Annotated in this window: 24 protein-coding genes; 16 read left to right on the top strand and 8 right to left on the bottom strand. The window is 60.5% G+C overall.

Going from position 1 to position 26,017, the window contains the following annotated elements; genetic code table 11:
• Positions 1-26 precede the first annotated feature (26 nt).
• Both AB4O09_RS07870 and AB4O09_RS07865 read right to left on the bottom strand, forming a co-directional pair.
• Positions 27-1,244: an argininosuccinate synthase gene (locus tag AB4O09_RS07870; protein WP_003204943.1), complete on the bottom strand. Its 1,218-nt coding sequence runs from the start codon at positions 1,242-1,244 to the stop codon at positions 27-29.
• Positions 1,245-1,372: 128 nt separating this feature from the next.
• Positions 1,373-2,350, bottom strand: coding sequence for a flagellar protein MotY (locus AB4O09_RS07865; RefSeq protein ID WP_038857903.1), 978 nt, complete (start codon positions 2,348-2,350; stop codon positions 1,373-1,375).
• Positions 2,351-2,540: 190 nt separating this feature from the next.
• Between AB4O09_RS07865 and pyrC the strand changes: the two genes are divergently transcribed.
• Both pyrC and rnt read left to right on the top strand, forming a co-directional pair.
• Positions 2,541-3,587: a dihydroorotase gene (gene pyrC / locus AB4O09_RS07860; protein ID WP_003204946.1), complete on the top strand. Its 1,047-nt coding sequence runs from the start codon at positions 2,541-2,543 to the stop codon at positions 3,585-3,587.
• A complete protein-coding gene (gene rnt / locus AB4O09_RS07855; RefSeq protein ID WP_003204947.1) occupies positions 3,584-4,261 on the top strand; it encodes a ribonuclease T in 678 nt (225 codons plus the stop codon). The genes pyrC and rnt overlap by 4 nt, the downstream gene beginning before the upstream one ends.
• A 217-nt stretch (positions 4,262-4,478) precedes the next feature.
• Here the strand turns inward: rnt and AB4O09_RS07850 are convergent, their stop codons facing one another.
• A complete protein-coding gene (locus AB4O09_RS07850) occupies positions 4,479-5,081 on the bottom strand; it encodes a peroxiredoxin (protein ID WP_003204949.1) in 603 nt (200 codons plus the stop codon).
• Between the two features lie 313 nt (positions 5,082-5,394).
• Here AB4O09_RS07850 and AB4O09_RS07845 point away from each other — a divergent pair, with 313 nt between their 5' ends.
• Both AB4O09_RS07845 and bfr read left to right on the top strand, forming a co-directional pair.
• A complete protein-coding gene (locus AB4O09_RS07845) occupies positions 5,395-5,613 on the top strand; it encodes a bacterioferritin-associated ferredoxin (protein ID WP_003204952.1) in 219 nt (72 codons plus the stop codon).
• Between the two features lie 208 nt (positions 5,614-5,821).
• Positions 5,822-6,295, top strand: coding sequence for a bacterioferritin (gene bfr, locus AB4O09_RS07840; protein WP_003204954.1), 474 nt, complete (start codon positions 5,822-5,824; stop codon positions 6,293-6,295).
• A 167-nt stretch (positions 6,296-6,462) separates the two neighbouring features.
• On the opposite strand, the gene grxD is transcribed toward bfr, so the two are convergent.
• The 3 genes from grxD to AB4O09_RS07825 all read right to left on the bottom strand — a co-directional run bounded on the left by grxD (position 6,463) and on the right by AB4O09_RS07825 (position 9,421).
• Complete coding sequence (gene grxD, locus AB4O09_RS07835; protein WP_003204956.1) at positions 6,463-6,804, bottom strand: Grx4 family monothiol glutaredoxin; 342 nt, start codon at positions 6,802-6,804, stop codon at positions 6,463-6,465.
• 89 nt (positions 6,805-6,893) lie between these two features.
• Entirely contained in the window at positions 6,894-9,002 is a 2,109-nt protein-coding gene (locus AB4O09_RS07830) for a molybdopterin oxidoreductase family protein (RefSeq protein WP_460108073.1), read from the bottom strand.
• Between the two features lie 131 nt (positions 9,003-9,133).
• A complete protein-coding gene (locus tag AB4O09_RS07825) occupies positions 9,134-9,421 on the bottom strand; it encodes a hypothetical protein (protein WP_003204960.1) in 288 nt (95 codons plus the stop codon).
• A 403-nt stretch (positions 9,422-9,824) separates the two neighbouring features.
• Between AB4O09_RS07825 and argF the strand changes: the two genes are divergently transcribed.
• Together argF and AB4O09_RS07815 are read left to right on the top strand one after the other, a co-directional pair.
• A complete protein-coding gene (argF, locus tag AB4O09_RS07820; RefSeq protein WP_003204963.1) occupies positions 9,825-10,745 on the top strand; it encodes an ornithine carbamoyltransferase in 921 nt (306 codons plus the stop codon).
• Entirely contained in the window at positions 10,742-11,851 is a 1,110-nt protein-coding gene (locus AB4O09_RS07815) for an ABC transporter ATP-binding protein (RefSeq protein ID WP_013694102.1), read from the top strand. Before argF ends, AB4O09_RS07815 begins: the two co-directional genes overlap by 4 nt.
• 177 nt (positions 11,852-12,028) lie before the next feature.
• Here the strand turns inward: AB4O09_RS07815 and AB4O09_RS07810 are convergent, their stop codons facing one another.
• Positions 12,029-12,811 carry a PhzF family phenazine biosynthesis protein gene (locus tag AB4O09_RS07810; protein WP_003204966.1) on the bottom strand — a complete coding sequence of 261 codons (783 nt, stop codon included), beginning with the start codon at positions 12,809-12,811 and terminating at the stop codon, positions 12,029-12,031.
• A 174-nt stretch (positions 12,812-12,985) separates the two neighbouring features.
• A complete protein-coding gene (gene ybaK / locus AB4O09_RS07805; RefSeq protein ID WP_003204968.1) occupies positions 12,986-13,456 on the bottom strand; it encodes a Cys-tRNA(Pro) deacylase in 471 nt (156 codons plus the stop codon).
• A gap of 321 nt (positions 13,457-13,777) precedes the next feature.
• Here ybaK and AB4O09_RS07800 point away from each other — a divergent pair, with 321 nt between their 5' ends.
• The 10 genes from AB4O09_RS07800 to aauR all read left to right on the top strand — a co-directional run bounded on the left by AB4O09_RS07800 (position 13,778) and on the right by aauR (position 26,011).
• Positions 13,778-14,629 carry an MIP/aquaporin family protein gene (locus AB4O09_RS07800; RefSeq protein WP_003204970.1) on the top strand — a complete coding sequence of 284 codons (852 nt, stop codon included), beginning with the start codon at positions 13,778-13,780 and terminating at the stop codon, positions 14,627-14,629.
• A 76-nt stretch (positions 14,630-14,705) separates the two neighbouring features.
• Positions 14,706-16,211: a glycerol kinase GlpK gene (glpK, locus tag AB4O09_RS07795; protein ID WP_003204972.1), complete on the top strand. Its 1,506-nt coding sequence runs from the start codon at positions 14,706-14,708 to the stop codon at positions 16,209-16,211.
• An 85-nt stretch (positions 16,212-16,296) separates the two neighbouring features.
• The gene (locus tag AB4O09_RS07790; protein ID WP_003204973.1) at positions 16,297-17,052 is read left to right on the top strand and encodes a DeoR/GlpR family transcriptional regulator; all 756 of its coding nucleotides are present in this window, start codon (positions 16,297-16,299) and stop codon (positions 17,050-17,052) included.
• A 316-nt stretch (positions 17,053-17,368) separates the two neighbouring features.
• Positions 17,369-18,907, top strand: coding sequence for a glycerol-3-phosphate dehydrogenase (gene glpD / locus AB4O09_RS07785; protein WP_003204975.1), 1,539 nt, complete (start codon positions 17,369-17,371; stop codon positions 18,905-18,907).
• A gap of 448 nt (positions 18,908-19,355) precedes the next feature.
• Positions 19,356-20,270: a glutamate/aspartate ABC transporter substrate-binding protein gene (locus AB4O09_RS07780; RefSeq protein ID WP_003204977.1), complete on the top strand. Its 915-nt coding sequence runs from the start codon at positions 19,356-19,358 to the stop codon at positions 20,268-20,270.
• 190 nt (positions 20,271-20,460) lie between these two features.
• Complete coding sequence (locus tag AB4O09_RS07775) at positions 20,461-21,207, top strand: amino acid ABC transporter permease (protein WP_003204979.1); 747 nt, start codon at positions 20,461-20,463, stop codon at positions 21,205-21,207.
• Positions 21,207-21,878, top strand: a complete 672-nt coding sequence (locus AB4O09_RS07770; protein ID WP_013694103.1) for an amino acid ABC transporter permease — start codon at positions 21,207-21,209, stop codon at positions 21,876-21,878. The genes AB4O09_RS07775 and AB4O09_RS07770 overlap by 1 nt, the downstream gene beginning before the upstream one ends.
• Complete coding sequence (locus AB4O09_RS07765; RefSeq protein ID WP_003204983.1) at positions 21,875-22,609, top strand: amino acid ABC transporter ATP-binding protein; 735 nt, start codon at positions 21,875-21,877, stop codon at positions 22,607-22,609. Before AB4O09_RS07770 ends, AB4O09_RS07765 begins: the two co-directional genes overlap by 4 nt.
• A gap of 172 nt (positions 22,610-22,781) precedes the next feature.
• Complete coding sequence (gene aauS / locus AB4O09_RS07760; RefSeq protein ID WP_013694104.1) at positions 22,782-24,686, top strand: two-component sensor histidine kinase AauS; 1,905 nt, start codon at positions 22,782-22,784, stop codon at positions 24,684-24,686.
• Positions 24,683-26,011, top strand: coding sequence for a two-component response regulator AauR (gene aauR / locus AB4O09_RS07755; protein WP_003204987.1), 1,329 nt, complete (start codon positions 24,683-24,685; stop codon positions 26,009-26,011). The genes aauS and aauR overlap by 4 nt, the downstream gene beginning before the upstream one ends.
• Positions 26,012-26,017 lie beyond the last annotated feature (6 nt).

Here is a 26,017-nt window from a genome sequence, read left to right as displayed (position 1 = left end):
GGCAGGCCGCTTTCATGTCAACAGGGTCAGAACAACTTGCGACCCTTGTTCGCCGCGATGCGCATGCGCAGGGCGTTGAGCTTGATGAAGCCAGCCGCGTCAGCCTGGTTGTAGGCACCGCCGTCTTCTTCGAAGGTCGCGATGTTGGCATCGAACAGCGACTCGTCGGACTTGCGCCCGGTGACGATCACGTTGCCCTTGTACAGCTTCAGGCGGACCACGCCATTCACGTGAGCCTGGGAGGCGTCGATCATCTGTTGCAGCATCAGACGCTCCGGGCTCCACCAGTAGCCGGTGTAGATCAGGCTGGCGTACTTGGGCATCAACTCGTCTTTGAGGTGAGCCACTTCGCGGTCCAGGGTGATCGACTCGATCGCCCGGTGGGCGCGCAGCATGATGGTGCCGCCTGGGGTTTCGTAGCAACCGCGGGACTTCATGCCCACATAACGGTTTTCGACGATATCCAGACGACCGATGCCGTGTTCGCCACCGATGCGGTTCAGGGTCGCCAGCACAGTGGCCGGGCTCATCTCAACGCCGTCCAGAGCGACGATATCGCCGTTGCGATAGGTCAGTTCCAGGTATTGCGGGGTATCAGGAGCCTTCTCCGGGGAGACGGTCCAGCGCCACATGTCTTCTTCGTGCTCGGTCCAGGTGTCTTCCAGCACGCCGCCTTCATAGGAGATGTGCAGCAGGTTGGCATCCATCGAGTACGGGGATTTCTTCTTGCCGTGGCGCTCGATCGGAATAGCGTGCTTCTCGGCGTAGTCCATCAGTTTTTCACGGGACAGCAAGTCCCATTCACGCCACGGGGCAATGACTTTCACGCCCGGCTTGAGGGCATAGGCACCCAGTTCGAAACGCACCTGGTCGTTGCCTTTGCCGGTGGCGCCATGGGAAATGGCATCGGCACCGGTTTCGTTGGCGATTTCGATCAGGCGCTTGGCGATCAACGGACGGGCGATGGAGGTACCCAGCAGGTACTCGCCTTCGTAAACGGTGTTGGCGCGGAACATCGGGAACACGAAGTCGCGGACGAACTCTTCGCGCAGGTCATCGATGTAGATCTCTTTGACGCCCATGGCCTGGGCCTTGGCGCGTGCAGGCTCGACTTCTTCGCCCTGCCCCAGGTCAGCGGTGAAGGTCACCACTTCGCAGTTATAAGTGTCCTGCAGCCACTTGAGGATCACCGAAGTGTCCAGGCCGCCGGAATACGCCAGAACGACCTTGTTTACGTCCGCCATGCCATCACTCCACGGGTTGTACGGAAAGCCGGGAAGTCTAACGTCCAGCGCGGATAATTTACAGGGGCGCGACAGCTTATGACGACGAAGCGACAGATTATGTCGAGCGTGCGACGGTCAAAATCGACTCAGGACGTCCGTGCCGTAGCCCCAGCGGGCGCCTTGGCCGGTGCTGCGGTTGGCGCCGGAGCCTTGGCAGGCGCGGCAGTGGGCGCGGGCTGCGCGGCGGGTGCCTGCGGTGCCGGCGCTTCGGTCGGAGCCACGCGCTCCAGGCGCACGACTACGCGACGGTTCTTGGCTCGGTTGGCGGAGTTGGTGTTGGGCACCAGGGGATAACGCTCGCCGTGGAAGCGCAGGGTAATCTGCGACTCCTGGAAGCCATTGGCCTTGAAGAAGTCCTGGACCGCCAGGGCCCGGCGGCGTGACAGCTCACGGTTGGTCAGGCGGTTGCCGCTGTTGTCGGAGTGGCCGTCAAGCTCGACATGATTGACGCTGGGGTCGGCCTTGATGAAGTCGAGCATCACCTGCAACTGCGCCTTGGCATGGGCATCGAGTTCGGCAGCTTCGCCGGGGAAGCCGATCTGTGTCTGTTTCACCTGCTCGAAATTCTTTGGCAACAGTTTTGCCACGCAGCCTTGATAGTCGTTGAAGGCCTTGCTGAAACGCACCGGCAGCAGACGGACTTCCGAGACTCGCCCGTCCTCGGTGTTGCGGCGCACCACGGGGCTGCGACCTTCCATCAGCCCACTGATCAAGCGGCCAGCCTGGACCTGGGAGCTGTTGAACAGTACGTCGCCGCTGCCGATGCTGACCGAGCCCAGGTTGATATCGCCCCGCCCCGGCTGCCACGGTGCGGCGGCCGCCAGCAAGGTTGCCGAACCGCCACCAAGCATCGGGTTATAGGTCTTGAGGCGAAACGTCGCCTGTTCGCCCGCCCGGCGCACGAATTCGCCACTGCCAAAATCAGTGATCGGCTGGCTCAGCCGGCACTCGAACTTGTCGCCTTCGACCGTCCACTCAATGCTCTCCAGACGGGTCTGGAAAGTGAGCGCCATGGCGGGAAGGCTGGCAAACACACTGAGCAAGGCTAGATAACGCTGGCGCACGGGAGGCTCCACTGACTTTTATACAAAGATCGACGCATGCTGGAGGCATGACGCCTGTCCGGCGCACTGCACGGATTCGTGGCACACCTGTAGGAGCTATCGGTAAGTTGCGGCAGAACTTGATAGCGGGTGCCTGAATCGGTCTTTTCCGGTAGCATTCCCACAGTTTGACCCGCCTGGAAGCCCCCCAATGTCCGACCGCCTGACCCTGCTGCGTCCCGACGACTGGCATATTCATCTTCGCGATGGTGCTGTGTTGACCCATACCGTCGCCGATGTCGCGCGCACCTTCGGGCGCGCAATCATCATGCCTAACCTGGTTCCGCCAGTGCGCAACGCCGCCGAGGCCGACGGCTATCGCCAGCGCATCCTCGCCGCACGCCCGGCTGGCAGCCGCTTCGAACCGTTGATGGTGCTTTACCTCACCGACCGCACCCAGCCCGAAGAGATCCGCGAGGCCAAGGCCAGCGGCTTCGTCCATGCCGCCAAGCTGTACCCGGCCGGTGCCACCACCAACTCCGACTCCGGCGTCACCAGCATCGACAAGATTTTCCCGGCGCTGGAGGCCATGGCCGAAGTCGGCATGCCGTTGTTGATCCATGGTGAAGTCACCCGGGGCGACGTCGACGTGTTCGACCGCGAGAAAATCTTCATCGACGAGCACATGCGCCGCGTCGTGGAGCGTTTCCCGACGCTCAAGGTGGTGTTCGAACACATCACCACCGGCGATGCCGTGCAGTTCGTCAACGAGGCACCGGCCAACGTCGGCGCGACCATTACCGCCCATCACCTGCTGTACAACCGCAACCACATGCTGGTGGGCGGGATCCGGCCGCACTTCTATTGCCTGCCGATCCTCAAGCGCAATACCCACCAGGAAGCCTTGCTGGACGCCGCCACCAGCGGCAGCGCCAAGTTTTTCCTTGGAACCGACTCGGCACCCCACGCCCAGCACGCCAAGGAAGCGGCCTGCGGTTGCGCCGGCTGCTACACCGCCTATGCCGCCATCGAGATGTACGCCGAGGCGTTCGAACAGCGCAACGCGCTGGACAAACTCGAAGGTTTCGCCAGCCTGCATGGCCCGCGTTTCTATGGCCTGCCGGTGAACACCGATCGTATTACCCTGGTTCGCGATGAGTGGACCGCCCCCGCCAGCCTGCCTTTCGGCGACCTGGCTGTCATCCCGCTGCGCGCCGGTGAAAAACTGCGCTGGCGCCTGCTGGAGGAAAACGCGTGAGTGAAGATCATTTCGACGACGAACTGGACGGCAACGGTGGTTCGGGCGGCGCCCGTCACCCCATGGCTGCTCGGTTCCGTGGCTATCTGCCGGTTGTCGTCGACGTAGAAACCGGCGGTTTCAACTCCGCCACCGACGCCTTGCTGGAAATCGCGGCGACCACCATCGGCATGGACGAAAAAGGCTTTGTGTTCCCTGACCACACCTACTTCTTCCGTGTCGAACCGTTCGAAGGCGCCAACGTCGAAGCGGCGGCCCTGGAGTTCACCGGGATCAAGCTCGATCACCCGTTGCGCATGGCAGTCAGCGAAGAAACGGCCCTGACCGACATCTTCCGTGGCGTGCGCAAGGCGCTCAAGGCCAACGGTTGCAAGCGAGCGATCCTGGTCGGCCACAACAGCAGCTTCGACCTGGGCTTCCTCAACGCCGCCGTCGCGCGCCTGGACATGAAGCGCAACCCGTTCCACCCGTTCTCCAGCTTCGACACCGCGACCCTGGCTGGCCTGGCGTACGGCCAGACCGTCCTGGCCAAGGCGTGCCAGGCGGCTGACATCGATTTCGATGGCCGTGAAGCCCACTCGGCCCGCTACGACACCGAGAAGACCGCCGAGCTGTTCTGCGGCATCGTCAACCGGTGGAAAGAGATGGGTGGCTGGCAGGATTTCGACGACTAACCAGTAGAGCCATTGTGGCGGCCCTCCGTGGGAGCAAAGCTTGCTCGCGACACAGGCGACTCGGTCTTTGGAAGACCGCATCGCAGCCATCGCGGGCAAGCCTTGCTCTCACAGATAAATTCCTTCGCCATAAGGTCCTGTGTTTCAGCCGGCAAGTTTGAAACGCCCATAAAAAAACCGGCCCATCATGGGCCGGTTTTTTTATGCCTCGGTGCGCTTACAGCTTGTCGCTGTGCTCGCCCAGGTAAGCGGCAACGCCTTCAGGCGAAGCGGTCATGCCCTTGTCGCCTTTTTTCCAGTTGGCCGGGCAAACTTCGCCGTGCTCTTCGTGGAATTGCAGCGCATCGACCAGACGGATCAGTTCTTCCATGTTACGGCCCAGTGGCAGGTCGTTGATGATCTGCGAACGGACAACGCCTTTGTCGTCGATCAGGAACGCGCCACGGAAGGCCACGCCGCCTTCGGACTCAACGTCATAGGCCTTGGCGATTTCGTGCTTCATGTCGGCAGCCATGGTGTATTTCACCTGACCGATACCGCCATTGTTGATCGGGGTGTTGCGCCAGGCGTTGTGGGTGAAGTGCGAGTCGATCGAAACAGCGACCACTTCGACGTTGCGCGCCTTGAAATCATCCATGCGGTGATCCAGTGCGATCAGCTCGGACGGGCAGACGAAGGTGAAGTCCAGTGGATAGAAGAACACCAGGCCGTATTTGCCTTTGATGGCCGAGGACAGGGTGAAGCTGTCGACGATTTCGCCGTTGCCGAGGACGGCTGGAACGGTGAAGTCTGGGGCTTGTTTGCCTACGAGTACGCTCATTGGGTATCTCCTGATGTAATAGCGTGAAAACATGGTCCGGGCCAGCCTGTCACCCTCAGGCGACAGCCCTGTGACACGAACCCGCTTGCAAGGGCCGACCATCATACACCGCGCATTTGGACTGTCTTCAACGGTTTTTCGGTGACATCGAAAAATCGCCGTCCGGTTTCATGCAGCCTCAATTGTCCTGGACAAACCGTTCGTCAGCCTGGCAACGCTCAGACGCAAGACCTTGAGAAACCACTTTGACAATCATTCTCGTTAACATTAAGATCCGTCTCAATTGAGTCACAACCAGCGACGGTTCTCACTTATGTATGTATGCCTCTGCACTGGCGTCACCGACGGGCAAATCCGCGAAGCGATCTACGAAGGTTGCTGCAGCTATCGCGAAGTCCGCCAGACCACCGGCGTAGCCAGCCAATGCGGCAAATGTGCCTGCCTGGCCAAGGAAGTGGTTCGTGAAACCCTCGCCAAAGTGCAAACGGCACAGGCCTCGATCCCCTACCCGGTAGAATTTAGCGCCGCGTAACAGCACGTAATAAACAATTTTCAAGGAACCGGACCCAGTGTCCGGTTTTTTTATGCCTGCAAATCAATTGCTTAGCGTCCAGACGCGGAACACAAACATTCTTATTCCGATTAATTTTCATTTATTATTCAATAACTTAGGTTTGACACTCGTAAATGCGCGGCTCAAACTCTGCCTAATACACAGCTATTACAGGGCAGGCCTCATCATGAAAGGCGACATTACAGTCATCCAGCATCTCAACAAGATCCTTGCCAATGAGCTGGTCGCGATCAACCAATACTTCCTGCATGCACGCATGTACGAGGATTGGGGCCTGAACAAGCTGGGCAAGCACGAGTACCACGAATCGATCGACGAGATGAAGCACGCGGACAAGCTGATCAAGCGCATCCTGTTTCTCGAAGGCCTGCCGAACGTCCAGGACCTGGGCAAGCTGCACATCGGCGAACATACACGGGAAATGCTTGAGTGCGACCTGCGTATCGAGCGCACCGGCCACACCGACCTGAAGGCCGCTATCGCCCACTGCGAAAGCGTTGGCGACTTCGGTAGCCGTGAACTGCTGGAAGACATCCTCGAATCCGAGGAAGAGCACATCGACTGGCTGGAAACCCAATTGGGCCTGATCGACAAAGTCGGTCTTGAGAACTACCTGCAATCGCAGATGGGTGAAGAGTAAGCTTCCCCGAAAGCAAGCCACTAAAAAGCCCCGCCCTCTTTCGAGAGGCGGGGCTTTTTATTACCTGGGTTTCCAGGCCCACCTAAATCCACTGTGGGAGCGAGCTTGCTCGCTCCCACAAGGGTTCGTGTTCACCACAACCGGTGTAGTGAACAGAACCTCATGGATCAGGCTTCGGTCTTGTTCGCCGCCGCTTTTTCTACCGCTTCCTTGATCGTGGCCTGCAGAGAGCCGTCAGCAGCCATCTCGGTCATGATGTCGCTACCGCCGATCAGTTCACCACCCACCCACAGCTGTGGGAAGGTTGGCCAGTTGGCGTACTTGGGCAGGTTGGCGCGGATTTCTGGGTTCTGCAGGATGTCCACGTAGGCAAACTTCTCGCCACACGCCATCACAGCCTGAGCAGCCTTGGCCGAGAAACCGCACTGTGGCGCGTTCGGCGAGCCTTTCATGTAAAGCAGGATGGTGTTGTTGGCAATCTGGTCTTTAATCGTTTCGATGATATCCATGGAGCACCTCGGCTTAAAACTTTTGCGACTTAAGTTGTCGACACGGTGACGCATTGTAACGGAAAGCCGAACCTGCTCCAGAGACAATTTTACGCAGCCGCCACCTTCACCGGTACGCCGTTGAGTGCCGCGTTGCCGGACAACTCATCGAGCTGACAATCATCGGTCAGGTCGTTGGCGCTGGAGCCCGGTTGTCCGCTGGCGATGGTCATCTGCACGCCCGGCCGGGCATGGCCCCAGCCGTGGGGCAGGCTGACCACGCCTTTCATCATGTCCAGGCTGCCCAGCACCTCGACTTCGATGACGCCCACCCGCGAACTGACGGTCACCCGTTGCCCGTCGACCAGGCCACGACTGGCGAGGTCATCCGGGTGCATCAACAACTGATGACGCGGCTTGCCCTTCACCAGTCGATGAAAATTATGCATCCAGGAGTTATTGCTGCGCACATGGCGGCGGCCAATCATCAGCAATTCGTCCGGTTTTGGCGCCTGCAACGCAGCGAAGCGCGCAAGATCGGCGAGTATCACCGCTGGCGCAGCCTGCACCCGCTGGTTTTCGGTTTTCAGGCGTGCAGCCAGGTTGGGCTTGAGCGCACCGAGGTCGATGCCATGGGGATGATCGAACAGGGTCGTCAGGGACAGCTTGTGCGGCGAGGCGTCGCCATACGCCCCGCTACGCAGGCCGAAATCGATCATCTGCGCCGGCGGCATGGTCGGCTTGAGCTCCTTGCCGGTTCGGGTGGCAAAGGCCTTGGCCAAGCCGACGAAGATTTCCCAATCGTGCAGCGCACCCTCGGGCTTGGGCAGGATCGCCCGGTTGAAACGGGTCACGTTGCGCACCGCGAACAGGTTGAACGTGGTGTCGTAATGATCGTTCTCCAGGGCCGAGGTCGAGGGCAGGATCAGGTCGGCGTAACGCGTGGTTTCGTTGATGTACAAATCGAGGCTGACCATGAACTCCAGCCCGTCCAGGGCCTGCTCCAGTTGCCGCCCGTTGGGTGTGGACAGCACCGGGTTGCCGGCCACGGTGACCAGCGCACGAATCTGGCCTTCGCCTTCGGTGAGCATTTCCTCGGCCAGGGCCGACACCGGCAACTCCCCTGCGTACTCGGGACGCCCGGACACCCGGCTCTGCCAACGGTTGAAATGCCCGCCCGAGGTGGTAGCGACCAGGTCCACCGCTGGCTCGGTGCACAGCGCCCCGCCTACCCGATCAAGATTGCCGGTGACCAGGTTGATCAATTGAATCAGCCAATGGCACAGCGTGCCAAACGCCTGGGTCGACACCCCCATCCGCCCGTAGCACACCGCTGACGGCGCGGCGGCGAAGTCGCGGGCCAATTGCCGGATCTGCGCTGCAGGCACCGCACAGAGCGGGCTCATGGCTTCAGCTGTGAAAGTGGCGACGGCCTCGCGCACCTCGTCCAGGCCGTCCACCGGCAGGTGGCTGTCACGGGTCAGGCCTTCGCTGAACAATGTATTGAGCAAACCAAACAGCAGCGCAGCATCACCGCCGGGGCGTACAAAGACGTGCTGGTTGGCAATGGCCGCCGTTTCGCTGCGGCGCGGATCGACCACCACCACCTTGCCGCCACGGGCCTGGATCGCCTTGAGGCGCTTCTCCACGTCCGGCACGGTCATGATGCTGCCGTTGGACGCCAGCGGGTTGCCGCCCAGGATCAGCATGAAGTCGGTGTGGTCGATGTCCGGAATCGGCAGCAGCAGGCCGTGACCGTACATCAAGTAGCTGGTCAGGTGATGGGGCAGTTGGTCCACCGAAGTCGCCGAGAAACGGCTGCGGGTTTTCAACAGGCCCAGGAAATAGTTGCTGTGGGTCATCAGCCCATAGTTATGCACGCTGGGGTTGCCCTGGTAGACCGCCACCGCGTTCAGGCCATGGCGCGCCTGGATGTCCGCCAGGCGCTCGGCCACCAACGCGAAGGCGTCGTCCCAGGCAATCGGTTGCCATTCATTGCCAACGCGCTGCATGGGCTGGCGCAGCCGGTCTGGGTCGTTCTGGATATCTTGCAGCGCCACCGCCTTGGGGCAAATGTGACCGCGACTGAAGGTGTCCAGCGCATCGCCCTTGATCGAGGTGATCACCAGGCCCTGGCCGTCGGTTTCGGTGGTTTCGAGGGTGAAGCCGCAGATGGCTTCACACAAGTGGCACGCACGGTGGTGGAGAGTCTTGGTCATGGCCAGTCTCTGTTTTATTCGTGGCGGGCGCTTTCGGCCGCGGGAACAAAACTATGGCGCGTGATTCCCGGCAGCGCCAGCGACGTTCGTCCTGTGAATTGCCGGGCATCAGGCCCACCGATGAGAGGGCGTCAAGGCTGGTCGGGAGGCGGTGCCAGCATCTGGATTTCTTCGACGGTTTCCACCTGCTCCTGGGCAATGGGCACACCCGTTAGCTCGCCAATCAGCCGCCAATGCTCGTCGAGGCCGCTGCTGATAGTGGCCATGCGATCGATCATCCGACGGCCCGCGGCCTTGGTCACCTCGTCATCGCTGCGCAGCAATTCGAATGACATGGAAGTCACCGAAGCCGTCAGGTGCGTCAGCGATCGTGCAGTCAGCCCCAGCAGTTCCATCAGTTGTTGCTCTTTCGAATCCATTTCGGGCTCCTGTGCCGCTGAGGCTCATTTATAACTCAGGCCTTTGCATTAGGAAATGTTTCACGACCACCACCAGACCGGCGAAAGACTGGGGGGCCACGGCGCAAACCGCCCCTCATCCATCGCGCGCCCGCCGCGCTTGATTGCCAAGCCAAGCAACGCCAGTGTACAAATGGGTCGCTGCTGTCAGGAAACCGGCCACAAATATGCCATCGCATTCGCGTGATGGTCTCGCTGAAATCCCCAAAAACCGTAGCCCTATTGGTAAGACGCGACATTTAATTATAAGATCGCGCCTTCCCCTATTTCGTCGCCCCGTGCGGCTTTTGCCGCAGGTCTCGCCCGTTTTTTGAATAAACAAGGCTTTGAGCATCTGCGGTCAGTTACAAAAAGGTAGTCAATCATGAGCGCAAGGCACTTTCTCTCCCTGATGGATTTCACGCCCGATGAGTTGCTCGGCGTGATCCGTCGAGGCGTGGAGCTCAAGGACCTGCGTAACCGCGGCGTACTGTTCGAGCCCTTGAAAAACCGCGTGTTGGGGATGATCTTCGAGAAGTCATCGACCCGCACCCGCATCTCTTTCGAAGCCGGCATGATCCAGCTGGGCGGCCAGGCGATCTTCCTGTCGCCCCGCGACACCCAACTGGGCCGTGGCGAACCGGTCAGCGATTGCGCCATCGTCATGTCTAGCATGCTGGATGCAGTGATGATCCGTACCTTTGCCCACAGCACCCTGACCGAGTTCGCGGCCCATTCCCGCGTACCCGTCATCAATGGCCTGTCCGATGACCTGCACCCCTGCCAGTTGCTGGCCGACATGCAGACCTTCCTCGAGCATCGCGGCTCGATCCAGGGCAAGACCGTGGCCTGGATCGGCGATGGCAACAACATGTGCAACAGCTATATAGAAGCGGCGCTGCAATTCGACTTCCAGCTGCGCATTGCCTGCCCTGAAGGTTATGACCCCAATGCCGAGCTGCTCGCCAAGGCCGGGGACCGGGTGACCATCGTGCGTGATCCGAAACAGGCCGTGGCCGGTGCGCACCTGGTGAGCACCGACGTCTGGACCTCCATGGGCCAGGAAGAAGAAACCGCCAAGCGCCTCAAGCTGTTCGCGCCGCTACAGGTCAACCGGGCCTTGCTCGACCTGGCGGATGCCGACGTGCTGTTCATGCACTGCCTGCCGGCCCACCGTGGCGAGGAGATCAGCTTCGACTTGCTGGACGACCCGCGCTCGGTGGCCTGGGACCAGGCAGAAAATCGACTTCACGCGCAAAAGGCACTGCTCGAGTTCCTTGTCGAGCCGGCGTATCACCACGCATGAGCCATTCGCTGCTGCTGAATTTGCATAACCTGGCCTGCGGCTACCAAAACCAGCGGGTCGTGCAGAACCTCAACCTGCACCTCAATGCCGGCGATATCGGTTGCCTGCTCGGTTCGTCCGGGTGCGGCAAGACCACGACGTTGCGCGCCATCGCCGGCTTCGAACCGGTGCACGAGGGTGAAATCCAATTGGCCGGGGAAACCATCTCCCGCGCCGGTTTCACCCTCGCCCCGGAAAAACGCCGTATCGGCATGGTGTTCCAGGACTATGCCCTGTTTCCCCACCTGAGCGTGGCCGAGAACATCGCCTTTGGCATTCGCAAGCATCCGGACAAGGATCGCGTCGTCGAAGAGTTGTTGGAACTGGTCAATCTGAAGCACCTGGGCAAGCGCTTTCCCCATGAGTTGTCCGGCGGCCAGCAACAACGCGTGGCCCTGGCCCGCGCGCTGGCACCAGAACCACAACTGCTATTGCTCGATGAGCCGTTCTCCAACCTCGATGGCGAGTTGCGACGCAAGCTCAGCCATGAAGTGCGGGATATTCTCAAGGCCCGCGGCACCAGCGCGATCCTGGTCACACACGATCAGGAAGAAGCCTTCGCCGTGAGTGACCATGTCGGGGTATTCAAGGAAGGTCGACTGGAACAGTGGGACACGCCCTACAACCTGTATCACGAACCTCTGACGCCATACGTCGCCAGCTTCATTGGCCAGGGCTACTTCATTCGCGGCCGGCTCGACAGCCCGGAATCGGTGCAAACCGAGTTGGGCACCCTGCGCGGTAACCGGGCCTACACCTGGCCCATCGGCGGTGCGGTGGATGTGTTGCTGCGCCCAGACGATATCGTCTACGCACCGGACAGCCCGCTCACCGCCAGCATTGTCGGCAAGACCTTCCTGGGCGCTTCAACCTTGTATCGCCTGCAATTGCCCACAGGCGCGCAACTGGAATCGATCTTCCCCAGCCACGCCGACCATCAGCTCGGGGACAGTGTCGGCATCCGCGTGGCGGCTGAACACCTGGTGCTGTTCCAAGCCTCGGGCAGCACCGCGGCGCACATCCCGCCGGTGGACAGCGGTGTGCGGCGCCATAGCACCGCCAGCTGATAGCTCCCGCCCCACAAGGGAATTTGCAGCAGGCACAAATCAGCTGTCATCCATAAATCCTGTGGGAGCGAGCTTGCTCGCGATGGCATAGGCACATTCAGCATCGATGTACGCTGAACCACCGCTATCGCGAGCAAGCTCGCTCCCACAGTTGGTCTCATTGGCTTGAGTGCAGAGTCAACCCAGCATCAACGTCCCACTGGCCACCAACGTCGCATTCCCGCCGATCTTCACCCGCTCCCCCTCCAACCGGCAGAACAACGCCCCGCCCCGGGCCGAGCATTGGTAAGCCGTCAGCCCTTGCTTGCCCAAGCGCTTGGACCAATAGGGAATCAGGCTGCAGTGGGTCGAGCCGGTCACTGGGTCCTCGTTGATGCCAATCGCCGGGGCAAAATAGCGCGAGACAAAATCATGCTTGCTCCCCGGCGCGGTCACGATAGCGCCCGGCCAAGGCAGTTTTGCCAGGGCCGCCATGTCCGGCTTGCAATCGAGTACCGCTTGCTCCGATTCCAGCACCACGAACAGTTCGTTGGAACTCAGCACGTCCACCGCTTCGACACCCAAGGCACTCTGGACGGCCAAGGACGTGCCCAACTCGGCAGGCACGACAGCCGGAAAATCCAGCCACAACCGATCACCTTCGCGCGTAACGCTCAACGAACCGGACTTGCAGATGAAATCCAGTCGCTCGACCGTTTCGTGGTAGACCTCGAACAGTACATAAGCGCTGGCCAACGTAGCGTGCCCGCACAGCGGGACTTCGGTGGCAGGCGTGAACCAGCGGATATGCCAATGCTGGCCTTCACGCACCAGAAACGCGGTTTCAGCCTGGTTATGTTCGGCGGCGATCTTCTGCATCAAGTCATCGGCAAGCCAGCCGTCGAGTCTATAGACCATCGCCGGGTTACCGCCGAACGGCCGGTCACTGAACGCATCGACCTGATGAAACGCAAGCTGCATGGCACTTCTCCTTTTTTTGATGCGCCAGCATGCGGTGCAGCGGCACAGCTTAACCAGTGACAGATCAGTAGAATTTTCACCCTACAGCATGGGATGGAAGCTCTGACTCCTAGCTTAGCCTTTCACACCCTTGTGGCGAGAACGCTTGCTCCCGCTCGGCTGCGCAGCCGTTAATCAAGCACGTCCAATGTCAGCAAACGTCGCCCCGGTGTGCTCCTTCAATACCGAAGGCGCCAACTCGACTTCCAAGCCGCGCCGTCCCGCACTGACAAACATACTGGCGAGCGGCTGTGCGGAATTGTCGATAAAAGTGCGCAGGCGCTTCTTCTGCCCCAGCGGGCTGATGCCGCCAAGTAAATAACCGGTCGAACGCTGCGCGGCGGCTGGGTCGGCCATCTCGACCTTTTTCACCCCGGCGGCATGGGCCAGGCCTTTCAAGTCCAGGCTTCCGGCCACAGGCACCACCGCCACCAACAGTTCACCCTTTTCGCTGGCCGCCAACAACGTCTTGAACACCTGCGCCGGATCCAGGCCGAGCTTTTCCGCCGCTTCCAAACCGTAGGACGCGGCCTTGGGATCGTGTTCGTAACTGTGGATGCGATGTTCGGCGCGCACTTTCTTAAGCAGATCCAACGCGGGTGTCATGACTGCTCCTGACAAGGAAATGAAAAAAGAGTGGCCGGATTCTAAGCCATCGCCAGCGAAAAGGCTTGGGACGGGGTCGCGAGTACGGTGACCCACCGTCAGTGGAAGAGTCATTCACGCCACGAATAGTTGAAATGTGACCGATGGTTCACTTTCGACCTTTGACATCAGCGTTTCTTGTCTATATTTTTTCGAAACTGAAAGTCATATCGCAGGTCTCAAGCAGCAACCCGAGATCAGGATGGGGATCCTGCCTCGGTGGAGATCGCGCAATCGAGCTTTATCGAAGGCGCAGCAAAACAACAAAAAACCGAGGTTTGAATGACAACTGCTTTACAACAGCCGTCCCTGTCCGGCCAATGCCTGGCTGAATTCCTGGGCACTGCCCTGCTGATTTTTTTCGGAACTGGTTGTGTCGCGGCGCTCAAGGTCGCGGGTGCCAGCTTCGGCTTGTGGGAAATCAGCCTCATCTGGGGCGTCGGCGTCAGCATGGCGATCTATCTGAGCGCGGGCATTTCCGGCGCCCATCTCAACCCCGCCGTCAGCATTGCCCTGTGTATTTTCACTGACTTCGAAAAGCGCAAACTGCCTTTCTATATGCTGTCCCAAGTGGCCGGTGCTTTCTGCGGCGCACTTCTGGTCTACACGCTGTACAGCAACCTATTCTTCGATTTCGAACAGTCCCGGCACATGATTCGGGGCACCGAAGCCAGCCTCGAACTGGCGTCGGTGTTTTCCACCTACCCGCACGCAGCGCTGTCCACCGGCCAAGCCTTCCTCGTGGAGGTGATCATTACGGCCATCCTGATGGGCGTGATCATGTCCCTGACCGATGACAACAATGGTTTACCCCGTGGCCCACTGGCACCACTGCTGATCGGCCTGCTGATTGCGGTGATCGGCAGCTCCATGGGGCCGCTGACAGGCTTTGCGATGAACCCGGCGCGGGACTTCGGTCCTAAACTGATGACTTTCTTCGCCGGCTGGGGTGAAATTTCCCTCACGGGCGGACGCGACATCCCGTACTTCCTGGTTCCGATTTTTGCCCCGATTGTGGGTGCGTGCCTCGGTGCTGCGGCCTATCGCGGGTTGATTGCCCGCCACCTGCCCAGCGCCATAACTGCTACAAAGGATGCAGAACCGGCCATTGACGGCAAGCCCAGAACGTCCTGAAACAGTCGACGCTGGCTCCTGCCATTCGAGCCTGCGCCGTGGCTTCTTCCCTAATTTACGTCCCAAGGCAATCGACATGACCGACATACAGAACAAGAACTACATCATTGCCCTCGACCAGGGTACGACCAGCTCGCGCGCGATCATCTTCGACCGTGACGCCAACGTGGTCTGCACCGCCCAGCGCGAATTCGCCCAGCATTACCCACAGGCCGGCTGGGTCGAACACGACCCGATGGAAATCTTCGCCACCCAGAGCGCGGTCATGGTCGAAGCCCTCGCCCAGGCTGGCCTGCACCATGACCAGGTGGCCGCCATCGGCATCACCAACCAGCGTGAAACCACCGTGGTCTGGGACAAGACCACTGGCCGGCCGATCTACAACGCCATCGTCTGGCAATGCCGCCGCAGTACCGAAATCTGCCAGCAGCTCAAGCGCGATGGCCACGAGCAATACATCAGCCAAACCACCGGCCTGGTCACCGACCCGTACTTTTCCGGCACCAAGCTCAAGTGGATCCTGGACAACGTCGAAGGCAGCCGCGAGCGTGCACGCAACGGTGAACTGCTGTTCGGCACCGTCGACAGCTGGCTGATCTGGAAATTCACCGGTGGCAAGGTCCACGTCACCGACTACACCAACGCCTCGCGCACCATGCTCTTCAACATTCACTCGCTGGAATGGGACGCGAAGATGCTCGACATCCTCGACATCCCCCGCGAAATGCTCCCGCAAGTGAAATCGTCCTCGGAGATCTATGGCCGCACCAAGAGCGGCATCGCCATCGGCGGCATTGCCGGTGACCAGCAGGCGGCCCTTTTCGGCCAGATGTGCGTGGAGCCAGGCCAGGCGAAAAACACCTACGGCACCGGCTGCTTCCTGCTGATGAACACCGGCAGCAAGGCCGTCAAATCCAATCACGGCATGCTCACCACCATCGCCTGCGGCCCGCGCGGCGAAGTGGCCTACGCCCTGGAAGGCGCGGTGTTCAACGGCGGCTCCACGGTCCAGTGGCTGCGCGATGAGCTGAAGATCATCAACGACGCGCTGGATACCGAATACTTTGCCAACAAGGTCAAGGACAGCAACGGCGTGTACCTGGTGCCCGCCTTCACCGGCCTGGGCGCACCGTATTGGGACCCCTATGCCCGTGGCGCGCTGTTCGGCCTGACCCGCGGCGTACGCGTCGATCACATCATTCGCGCGGCGCTGGAGTCGATTGCCTACCAGACCCGCGACGTACTCGACGCCATGCAACAGGATTCGGGTGAACGCCTCAAGGCCCTGCGCGTCGACGGTGGCGCGGTGGCGAACAACTTCCTGATGCAGTTCCAGGCCGACATCCTGGGTACCCGGGTCGAACGCCCGAAAATGCGTGAAACCACCGCCCTGGGTGCTGCGTACCTGGCCGGCCTGGCGTGCGGCTTCTGGGGCAGCCTGGAAGAACTGCGCGGCAAAGCGGTGATCGAGCGCGAATTCGAACCGCAGCTGGACGAACAGGCGAAGGAAAAACTCTACGCCGGCTGGCAGAAGGCGGTCAGTCGCACCCGTGACTGGGAACCCCATGAAGACGCTGAATAAAGCCTGATAAGGTTCTGAAACTGGTCGGGAGTGGATTCCTGCGGCATCATGGGCAAATTTTGTACGGCAGCCCAAAGGAAGCCCCATGAATCTGCCTCCCCGCCAGCAGCAAATCCTCGAACTGGTCCGCGAACGCGGCTATGTCAGCATCGAGGAAATGGCGCAGCTATTCGTCGTCACCCCGCAAACCATTCGCCGCGATATCAATCAACTGGCGGAAGTGAACCTGCTGCGTCGCTACCACGGCGGCGCCGCCTACGATTCAAGCGTGGAAAACACCGCCTACGCCATGCGCGCCGATCAGATGCGCGACGAGAAGCAACGCATCGCCGAAGCCATCGCCGCCCAGATCCCCGATCATGCCTCGCTGTTCATCAACATCGGCACCACCACCGAATCCATTGCCCGGGCGCTGCTCAATCACAACCATCTGAAGGTCATTACCAATAACCTGCATGTGGCGTCGATCCTCAGCGCCAAGGACGACTTCGAAGTCCTGATCGCCGGCGGCAACGTACGACGTGACGGCGGCGTGGTAGGCCAGGCCAGCGTCGACTTCATCAACCAGTTCAAGGTCGACTTCGCCCTGGTGGGCATCAGCGGGATCGATGAAGACGGCAGCCTGCTGGACTTCGACTACCAGGAAGTGCGGGTCTCCCAAGCCATCATCGCCAACGCCCGGCAAGTGCTGCTGGCGGCGGACTCCAGCAAATTCGGGCGCAACGCCATGGTCCGCCTGGGGCCCATCAGCTTGATCGACTGCCTGGTGACCGACCAGCAACCGGTGCCGGCTTTGGCGCAATTGCTGAGCCAGCACAAGATTCGGCTGGAAGTGGTCTGACGATCTCCTCAATACCTTGTGGCAAGGCTGCTGCGGGAGCAGGGCTTGCCCGCGATGAAGGCAACACAGTTTCTACATAGAACGAGGCGTCTGTTCCGCGAGCAAGCTTTGCTCCCACAAACTCACTCGCCACAAAAGCGTGCCCAAGCACCTTCTCTCCTTCCTTCCATGTTCGAAAATTTTCCTTTCAGCTTCCCTTGATCAGTATTTTCAATCGAAGTTGACTGGCTGTTGCCGTCTTTATGGGCTAGTATTTTCGCAAATGAACATTTATGTTCGAATTCAAATATTGCGAAAAAGAGCCCGAGGCCAGCCGATGCCCACTTCTACCTTGCCTACGCCCCCTCTCGCCGAGGTTTACGACGTCGCCGTCATTGGTGGCGGTATCAACGGCGTGGGGATTGCCGCGGACGCTGCCGGTCGCGGTCTTTCGGTGTTCCTTTGCGAAAAGGACGACCTGGCCAGCCACACCTCGTCGGCCAGCAGCAAGCTGATCCACGGTGGCCTGCGCTACCTCGAACATTATGAATTCCGTCTGGTGCGCGAAGCGCTGGCCGAGCGCGAAGTGCTGCTGACCAAGGCCCCGCACATCGTCAAGCAAATGCGCTTCGTGCTGCCTCACCGCCCGCATCTGCGCCCGGCCTGGATGATCCGCGCCGGCCTGTTCCTCTACGATCACCTGGGCAAGCGTGAGCAGCTCGCCGGCTCGAAAAGCCTGAAGTTCGGTGCCGACAGTGCATTGAAAAGCGAGATCACCAAAGGTTTCGAATATTCCGACTGCTGGGTCGACGATGCGCGACTGGTAGTACTCAACGCCATGGCCGCCCGGGAAAAAGGCGCGCATATCCACACCCGCACGCGTTGCGTGAACGCCCGCCGCAGCAAAGGCCTGTGGCACTTGCACCTGGAACGTGCCGACGGCAGCCTGTTTTCGATCCGCGCCAAGGCACTGGTCAACGCCGCCGGCCCGTGGGTCGCCAAGTTCATTCGCGATGACCTGAAGCTGGAATCGCCCTACGGCATCCGCTTGATCCAGGGCAGCCACCTGATCGTGCCGAAACTCTACGAAGGCGAACATGCGCACATTCTGCAAAACGAAGACCAGCGCATCGTGTTCACCATTCCGTACCTGAACCAGTTCACCCTGATCGGCACGACTGACCGCGAATACACCGGTGACCCGGCCAAAGTGGCGATCACCGAGGGCGAAACCGATTATCTGTTGAAGGTGGTCAATGCCCACTTCAAGAAGCAGATCAGCCGCGGCGATATCCTGCACAGCTATTCCGGTGTGCGTCCGCTGTGCAACGACGAATCCGACAACCCATCGGCCGTGACCCGCGACTACACCCTGGCGCTGTCGGGTGGCGGTGAAGAAGCCCCCTTGCTGTCGGTGTTCGGCGGCAAGCTGACCACCTACCGCAAACTGGCCGAATCGGCGATGGCGCAACTGGCCCCGTACTTCACCCAGATGCGTCCGAGCTGGACCGCCGTAGAGGCCCTCCCCGGCGGCGAAAACATGACCACCCCGCAGGCGCTTTGCTCGGCGATCCGCGACAAGTTCGACTGGCTCCCAACCGACATCGCCCGCCGCTGGGCCACCACCTATGGCAGCCGCACCTGGCGCATGCTCGAAGGCGTGCACAACCTGGGTGACCTGGGCGAGCACATCGGCGCCGGTCTCTATACCCGCGAAGTCGACTACCTGTGCAGCGACGAGTGGGCCGTCGATGCCCAGGACATCCTGTGGCGCCGCAGCAAGCTGGGCTTGTTCACTACCCCGCTCGAGCAGGAGAAACTGCAGCAGTACCTGGACAAGGTCGAGCACAACCGCCGCAAGATCGAAGCGGCCTGAACGCTAGCCCGCAGAACCCAAAGCCCCTGAATCCTGCGATTCAGGGGCTTTTTGCATTCTGGAACACACTGCCGCCCCCCTGTAGGAGCGAGCTTGCTCGCGATGACACCTGCACATTCAACATCTATGTGGCTGGCACACCACATTCGCGAGCAAGCTCGCTCCCACAATGAATTGATGCGGCCTCAAGCCATTCGGTTTTCCGAACAGAACCCATCAGTCAGTTCGGTTAACCGGATGAAACAGGTCGCAAAAAACCCGAAACAAAACATTAATTATCTTTAAAAACAACATCTTAAACAGACGCAACTGGCCTGGCACGAGTCATGCTCTACACTCTTGGAGACGAATGCCTGTACGCCAACACAACAGGAGCTGCCAGGCACTTCGAAGTACTCAGGGCCGACAAACCGGCCGAAATAAAAAAAACAATGTCGAGGAAACATCGATGCGTATCGTTCCCCATCTCCTGGGCGCAGCCATTGCTGCCGCTCTGATCAGCACTCCGGTTTTCGCAGCCGAACTGACCGGCACACTGAAAAAGATCAAAGAGTCCGGCGTTGTCACGCTTGGCCATCGCGACGCTTCCATTCCGTTTTCCTACATCGCGGACGCTTCCGGCAAACCGGTTGGCTACTCCCACGATATCCAGATGAAAGTCGTCGAAGCGCTGAAAAAAGACCTGGACCTGCCCAACCTGCAGGTCAAATACAACCTGGTCACCTCGCAAACCCGTATCCCGCTGGTGCAGAACGGCACCGTGGACCTGGAATGCGGCTCCACCACCAACAACGTCGAGCGTCAGCAGCAGGTTGACTTCTCCGTCGGCATTTTCGAGATCGGCACCAAGCTGCTGTCCAAGAAAGACTCCAAGTACAAGGATTTCGACGACCTCAAGGGCAAGAACGTCGTGACCACCGCCGGCACCACGTCCGAGCGTATCCTCAAGGCGATGAACGCCGACAAGCAGATGGGCATGAACGTCATCTCCGCCAAGGACCACGGCGAATCCTTCCAGATGCTGGAATCGGGTCGTGCCGTCGCGTTCATGATGGACGATGCCCTGCTGGCTGGCGAAGCCGCCAAGGCCAAGAAAGCCGATGACTGGGCCGTGACCGGCACCCCGCAGTCCTACGAAATCTATGGCTGCATGATGCGCAAGGGCGACGAGCCGTTCAAAAAAGCTGTCGATGACGCCATCAAGGCCACCTACGCTTCGGGCGAGATCAACAAGATCTACGAAAAATGGTTCATGCAACCTATCCCGCCAAAAGGCCTGAACCTGAACTTCCCGATGAGCGACGAACTCAAGGCACTGATCGCCAAGCCGACCGATAAAGCGGCTGACGACAAGAAATCCTGATTTCTGACTAACCTTATCTCCTGAAGGGGCCCGGCCCTTTCAGGGGATGGTCACTCCCTGCTGGCAAATCTGGAAACACTCGAACCGGTGGCTGTCGAGCCGATCGCGTGTGCCTGGCCTTCAAGTCGGGCGGGAACGGAGTTTCCCCAGGCGGGCATTTGTACATCGAACGATCTGAGGGGAGACCCTAATGAATTACAACTGGGACTGGGGCGTGTTCTTCAAGTCCACCGGCGTGGGCAGCGAGACCTATCTCGACTGGTACGTGACCGGTTTGGGCTGGACCATCGCCATCGCCGTCGTAGCCTGGATCATCGCCCTGCTGCTGGGCTCGGTGCTAGGCGTCATGCGTACCGTGCCGAACCGGCTGGTATCGGGCATCGCTACCTGCTACGTGGAACTCTTTCGTAATGTGCCGCTGCTGGTTCAGCTGTTCATCTGGTACTTCCTGGTGCCGGACCTGCTGCCCGCCGATATGCAGGAGTGGTACAAGCAGGACCTGAACCCGACCACCTCGGCCTACCTGAGCGTCGTGGTGTGCCTGGGCCTGTTCACCGCCGCCCGGGTTTGCGAACAGGTGCGCACCGGTATCCAGGCGCTGCCGCGCGGCCAGGAATCCGCCGCCCGCGCCATGGGCTTCAAGCTGCCACAGATCTACTGGAACGTGCTGCTGCCCCAGGCCTACCGGATCATCATTCCGCCGCTTACCTCGGAATTCCTCAACGTCTTCAAGAACTCCTCCGTGGCCTCGCTGATCGGCCTGATGGAGTTGCTCGCGCAGACCAAGCAGACCGCCGAGTTCTCCGCCAACCTGTTCGAAGCCTTCACCCTGGCCACGCTGATCTATTTCACCCTGAACATGAGCCTGATGCTGCTCATGCGCATGGTCGAGAAGAAAGTCGCGGTGCCCGGCCTGATCTCCGTGGGGGGTAAATAATGGAATTCGACTTCACTGGCATCATCCCGGCCATTCCCGGTTTGTGGAACGGCATGGTGATGACCCTCAAGCTGATGGCCTTGGGCGTGGTCGGCGGGATCATCCTCGGCACGATCCTGGCGCTGATGCGCTTGTCCCATAACAAGCTGGTCTCCAATCTCGCTGGCGCCTATGTCAACTATTTCCGCTCGATCCCGCTGCTGCTGGTGATCACCTGGTTCTACCTGGCGGTGCCGTTCGTGCTGCGCTGGATCACCGGCGAAGACACGCCGATCGGGGCATTCGGTTCTTGCATCGTGGCGTTCATGATGTTCGAAGCGGCGTACTTCTGCGAAATCGTCCGGGCCGGCGTGCAGTCGATTCCCAAGGGCCAGATGGGCGCCGCCCAGGCACTGGGCATGAATTACGGCCAGACCATGCGCCTGATCATCCTGCCCCAGGCGTTTCGCAAGATGACCCCGCTGCTGTTGCAACAAAGCATCATCCTGTTTCAGGACACCTCGCTGGTCTACACGGTTGGCCTGGTGGACTTCCTCAATGCTTCGCGGGCCAGTGGTGACATCATCGGCCGCTCCAATGAGTTCCTGATCATCGCAGGTCTCGTGTACTTCACCGTCAGCTTTGCCGCCTCGCAGCTGGTCAAGCGTCTGCAAAAAAGGTTCGCCGTATGATCTCTATCAAAAACATCAACAAGTGGTATGGGGACTTCCAGGTACTGACCAATTGCAGCACCGAGGTCAGCAAGGGTGAGGTGGTGGTGGTGTGCGGGCCGTCGGGTTCGGGCAAGTCCACGCTGATCAAATGCGTGAACGCCCTGGAACCGTTCCAGAAAGGCGACATCGTGGTCGATGGCACGTCCATCGCCGACCCGAAGACCAACCTGCCGAAACTGCGGTCGCGCGTGGGCATGGTGTTCCAGCATTTCGAACTGTTCCCGCACCTGACCATCACCGAAAACCTGACGATCGCGCAGATCAAGGTGCTGGGCCGCAGCAAGGAAGAAGCCACCAAGAAAGGCCTGCAACTGCTTGAGCGGGTCGGCCTCTCGGCCCACGCCCACAAGCACCCGGGCCAGCTCTCCGGCGGCCAGCAGCAACGTGTGGCGATTGCCCGTGCCCTGGCGATGGACCCGGTGGTGATGCTGTTCGACGAACCGACCTCGGCCCTTGACCCGGAAATGGTCAACGAAGTGCTCGACGTCATGGTGCAACTGGCCCACGAAGGCATGACCATGATGTGCGTGACCCACGAAATGGGCTTCGCCCGCAAAGTGGCGAACCGGGTGATCTTCATGGACCAGGGCCAGATCATCGAAGACTGCAAGAAAGAAGAGTTCTTCGGCGACATCAGCGCCCGCTCCGAACGCGCGCAGCATTTCCTTGAGAAAATCCTGCAGCACTAAAAACACATTTGCGAAAGCTCCCACACCCCCTGTGGGAGCGAGCCTGCTCGCGATGAGGCCATCACAGTCAACATCAATGTTGAATGTAAGTCCGCCATCGCGAGCAGGCTCGCTCCCACAAGGGACCGTGGTGACTCTGAGTAAGTGTTGTGGTTGACCCAAGGCTTCTGTGATGAAATGCGACCCCACCCTCTATCGCGCCGCGCCGCCATCACTCGCCGTGAAACCCCGCCTGATCCGCCATCTGTTCCTGCCGCCACTGGTCATCGCCCTGATGATCGGCCTGGGTTACCTCGGCTTCTGGATCAGCGAGCACTATGGCGTACGTGGCCTCGCCGAGAATGGCGAACGCCAGTTGGAGCTGCACGCCCGTGCGGTCGAGAGCGAGATCAGCAAGTACACCTACCTGCCCAGCCTGCTGGAGCTTGAGTCGAGTGTCTCGCAACTGCTCGACGACCCGACGCCCGAGCACCGCAGGACCGTCAATGAATACCTCGAAGGCCTGAACCGCCGCAGCCGCAGCCGGGCCATCTACGTGATGGACACCACCGGCCGGGTGATGGCCACCAGCAACTGGCGCGATGTCGACAGTTACCTGGGCGAAGACCTGTCCTTTCGCGCCTATTTCCAGAACGCCGTGCGCGGCCAGCCGGGGCGCTTCTACGGCATCGGCAGCACCAACGGCGAACCTGGCTACTACCTGGCCCATGGCCTGGAGCAACAAGGCAAGATCATCGGCGTGGCCGTGGTCAAGGTGCGCCTCGAAGCCCTGGAGGAACGCTGGCAGCGTGCGCGGCTGGAGGCGTTCGTCAGTGACGAGAACGGCATCATCATCCTGTCCAGCGACCCGGCGCGGCGGCTCAAGTCGGTTCGTCCCCTGAGCGACGACACCAAGGAACGCCTGGCCCGCAGCCTGCAGTACTACTGGTTTCCGCTCAATGAACTGGTGCCCCTGGCCCGGGAACGCCTGGCCGAAGGCATGGAGAAACTGACGTTCCCGGCCAACAGCGAACTGGTGTCCGACGAGCGCGCCATCAGCTACTTGTCGCAGACCCGGCCCTTGAGCGATACCCCGTGGAATTTCACCCTGCTGACCCCACTTGAAGACCTGCGTCGCCAGGCGATCAACCAAGGCATCCTGGTAGCCGTGGCCTTCGCCCTGGTGGCGTTCCTGTTGATCGCCTGGAACGAACGGCGCAAGGTCATCGCCACCCGTCTCGCGGCCCGGGAAGCCTTGCAGCAAGCCAACAACCAGCTCGAGCGTCGGATTACCGAACGCACCACCGACCTGCGCGCCAGCAACGAACGACTCAAGGGCCAGATCCGCGAGCGGCGGCAGGCCGAAGAGACCTTGCGCCGGGCCCAGGACGAATTGGTCCAGGCCGGTAAACTGGCAGCCATCGGCCAGATGTCCACCAGCATCGCCCACGAACTCAACCAGCCGCTGGCGGCACTGCGCACCTTGTCCGGCAATACCGTGCGCTTCCTGGAACGCGGCCAGCTGGACATCGCCAGCGCCAACCTCAAGACCATCAACGATTTGATCGACCGCATGGGCCGGATCACCGCCAGCCTGCGCTCCTTTGCCCGCCGTGGCGACGACCAGGGCCAGGCCAGCCTCGGCAAAGGCGTCGAGGCTGCGCTGCAACTGCTGGGCGCCCGCCTTGAAAGCTTGAACATCCAGATTCATTCAAGCTTCGACGATGTCCAGGTGCACATTGACCAGACGCGCCTGGAGCAGATCCTGGTGAACCTGATCGGCAATGCCCTGGACGCCATGCAGACACAACCCGAACCGCAGCTGTGGCTCGAAGGCCAGGCCGGCGATGGCAAATATCGCCTGCGCGTGCGGGATAACGGCCATGGCATTGACCCGCAAGCACGCAAGCATCTGTTCGAACCCTTCTTCACCACCAAACCCGGCGAACAAGGCCTGGGCCTGGGCCTGACGCTTTCCGCCAGCCTGGCCGCCGCCACGGGTGGATACCTGGGTGTCGAGCATCCGGTCGAGGGCAGTGGAACCACGTTTGTCCTCAGTTTACCGTTGGTAAGCCTTTTACCTGCCGAGCCGCTATGAACAACGACCTGAGCGTACTGATCGTCGAAGACGACCCCCATGTCCTGCTGGGCTGCCAGCAGGCGCTGACCCTGGAAGACATTCCCTGCATCGGCGTGGGCAGCGCCGAAGAGGCCCTGGAGCGCGTCGACGATAACTTTGCCGGCATCGTCATCAGCGACATTCGCCTGCCGGGCATCGACGGCCTGGAACTGCTGACCCGCCTCAAGGCACGGGACCGCAGCTTGCCGGTGGTGCTGATCACTGGCCACGGCGACATCTCCATGGCCGTCGGCGCCATGCAAAAAGGCGCCTATGACTTCATGGAGAAACCCTTCTCCCCTGAACGCCTGGTGGACGTCGCCCGCCGTGCCCTGGAGCAGCGCAGCCTCGCCCGGGAAGTGTCATCGCTGCGTCGGCAATTGGCCGAACGCGATTCCCTGGAAGGCCGGATCATTGGCCGCTCGCCCGCCATGCAGCACCTGCGCGCGCTGATCGCCAACGTCGCCGATACCTCGGCCAACGTGCTGATCGAAGGAGAAACCGGCACCGGCAAGGAACTGGTCGCTCGCTGCCTGCACGATTTCAGCCGACGCCACGACAAGCAGTTCGTCGCGCTGAACTGCGGCGGCCTGCCGGAGAACCTGTTCGAAAGCGAGATTTTCGGCCACGAGGCCAATGCCTTTACCGGTGCCGGCAAACGGCGGATCGGCAAGATCGAGCACGCCGACGGTGGCACGCTGTTTCTCGATGAAGTGGAAAGCATGCCCCTGCCCTTGCAGATCAAGTTGCTGCGCGTGTTGCAGGAACGCACCCTCGAGCGCCTGGGTTCGAACCAGAGCGTGGCCGTGGATTGCCGGGTGATCGCCGCCACCAAGTCCGACCTGGACGAAATGGGCCGGACCGGGCAGTTCCGCAGCGACCTGTATTACCGACTCAACGTGGTGACCCTGGAACTGCCGCCACTGCGCGAGCGGCGCGAAGACATCCTGCAACTGTTCAAGCACTTTCTCCAGCAGTCGTCCCTGCGCTTCGATCGCACGGTACCGGAGCTGGACAACCAGACCCTGTCGAACCTGATGAGCCACGACTGGCCGGGCAACGTACGCGAACTGCGCAACGTCGCCGAGCGTTACGCCTTGGGCCTGCCGGCGTTCAAGCGCTCCGGTGCCAGCGGCGGCAACCAGGGCCTGGCCTTCGCCGAAGCAGTCGAAGCCTTCGAGCGCAACCTGCTGGTGGACGCCCTGCAACGCAGCGGTGGCAACCTGACCCAGGCCAGCCTGGAACTGGGCATGGCCAAGACCACGCTGTTCGACAAAGTCAAAAAATATGGCTTGAGCCATTAATCAACT

The organism is Pseudomonas sp. H1_F01, from assembly GCF_054681425.1.
The sequence above is the reverse complement of the archived record's forward strand: the minus strand, read 5'-3'. Positions and strand labels throughout refer to the sequence as shown.

Bases quoted from the DNA above. Each gene is read 5' to 3' on its own strand.
- AB4O09_RS07765 (WP_003204983.1), top strand. From the start codon at position 21,875: ATGATCTCTATCAAAAACATCAACAAGTGGTATGGGGACTTCCAGGTA.
- AB4O09_RS07850 (WP_003204949.1), bottom strand. From the start codon at position 5,081: ATGAGCGTACTCGTAGGCAAACAAGCCCCAGACTTCACCGTTCCAGCC.
- AB4O09_RS07790 (WP_003204973.1), top strand. From the start codon at position 16,297: ATGAATCTGCCTCCCCGCCAGCAGCAAATCCTCGAACTGGTCCGCGAA.
- AB4O09_RS07800 (WP_003204970.1), top strand. From the start codon at position 13,778: ATGACAACTGCTTTACAACAGCCGTCCCTGTCCGGCCAATGCCTGGCT.
- grxD (WP_003204956.1), bottom strand. From the start codon at position 6,804: ATGGATATCATCGAAACGATTAAAGACCAGATTGCCAACAACACCATC.
- ybaK (WP_003204968.1), bottom strand. From the start codon at position 13,456: ATGACACCCGCGTTGGATCTGCTTAAGAAAGTGCGCGCCGAACATCGC.
- AB4O09_RS07845 (WP_003204952.1), top strand. From the start codon at position 5,395: ATGTATGTATGCCTCTGCACTGGCGTCACCGACGGGCAAATCCGCGAA.
- AB4O09_RS07770 (WP_013694103.1), top strand. From the start codon at position 21,207: ATGGAATTCGACTTCACTGGCATCATCCCGGCCATTCCCGGTTTGTGG.
- AB4O09_RS07825 (WP_003204960.1), bottom strand. From the start codon at position 9,421: ATGGATTCGAAAGAGCAACAACTGATGGAACTGCTGGGGCTGACTGCA.
- AB4O09_RS07830 (WP_460108073.1), bottom strand. From the start codon at position 9,002: ATGACCAAGACTCTCCACCACCGTGCGTGCCACTTGTGTGAAGCCATC.
- AB4O09_RS07815 (WP_013694102.1), top strand. From the start codon at position 10,742: ATGAGCCATTCGCTGCTGCTGAATTTGCATAACCTGGCCTGCGGCTAC.
- aauR (WP_003204987.1), top strand. From the start codon at position 24,683: ATGAACAACGACCTGAGCGTACTGATCGTCGAAGACGACCCCCATGTC.
- AB4O09_RS07810 (WP_003204966.1), bottom strand. From the start codon at position 12,811: ATGCAGCTTGCGTTTCATCAGGTCGATGCGTTCAGTGACCGGCCGTTC.
- glpD (WP_003204975.1), top strand. From the start codon at position 17,369: ATGCCCACTTCTACCTTGCCTACGCCCCCTCTCGCCGAGGTTTACGAC.
- AB4O09_RS07780 (WP_003204977.1), top strand. From the start codon at position 19,356: ATGCGTATCGTTCCCCATCTCCTGGGCGCAGCCATTGCTGCCGCTCTG.
- argF (WP_003204963.1), top strand. From the start codon at position 9,825: ATGAGCGCAAGGCACTTTCTCTCCCTGATGGATTTCACGCCCGATGAG.
- AB4O09_RS07870 (WP_003204943.1), bottom strand. From the start codon at position 1,244: ATGGCGGACGTAAACAAGGTCGTTCTGGCGTATTCCGGCGGCCTGGAC.
- bfr (WP_003204954.1), top strand. From the start codon at position 5,822: ATGAAAGGCGACATTACAGTCATCCAGCATCTCAACAAGATCCTTGCC.
- aauS (WP_013694104.1), top strand. From the start codon at position 22,782: ATGAAATGCGACCCCACCCTCTATCGCGCCGCGCCGCCATCACTCGCC.
- glpK (WP_003204972.1), top strand. From the start codon at position 14,706: ATGACCGACATACAGAACAAGAACTACATCATTGCCCTCGACCAGGGT.
- AB4O09_RS07775 (WP_003204979.1), top strand. From the start codon at position 20,461: ATGAATTACAACTGGGACTGGGGCGTGTTCTTCAAGTCCACCGGCGTG.
- pyrC (WP_003204946.1), top strand. From the start codon at position 2,541: ATGTCCGACCGCCTGACCCTGCTGCGTCCCGACGACTGGCATATTCAT.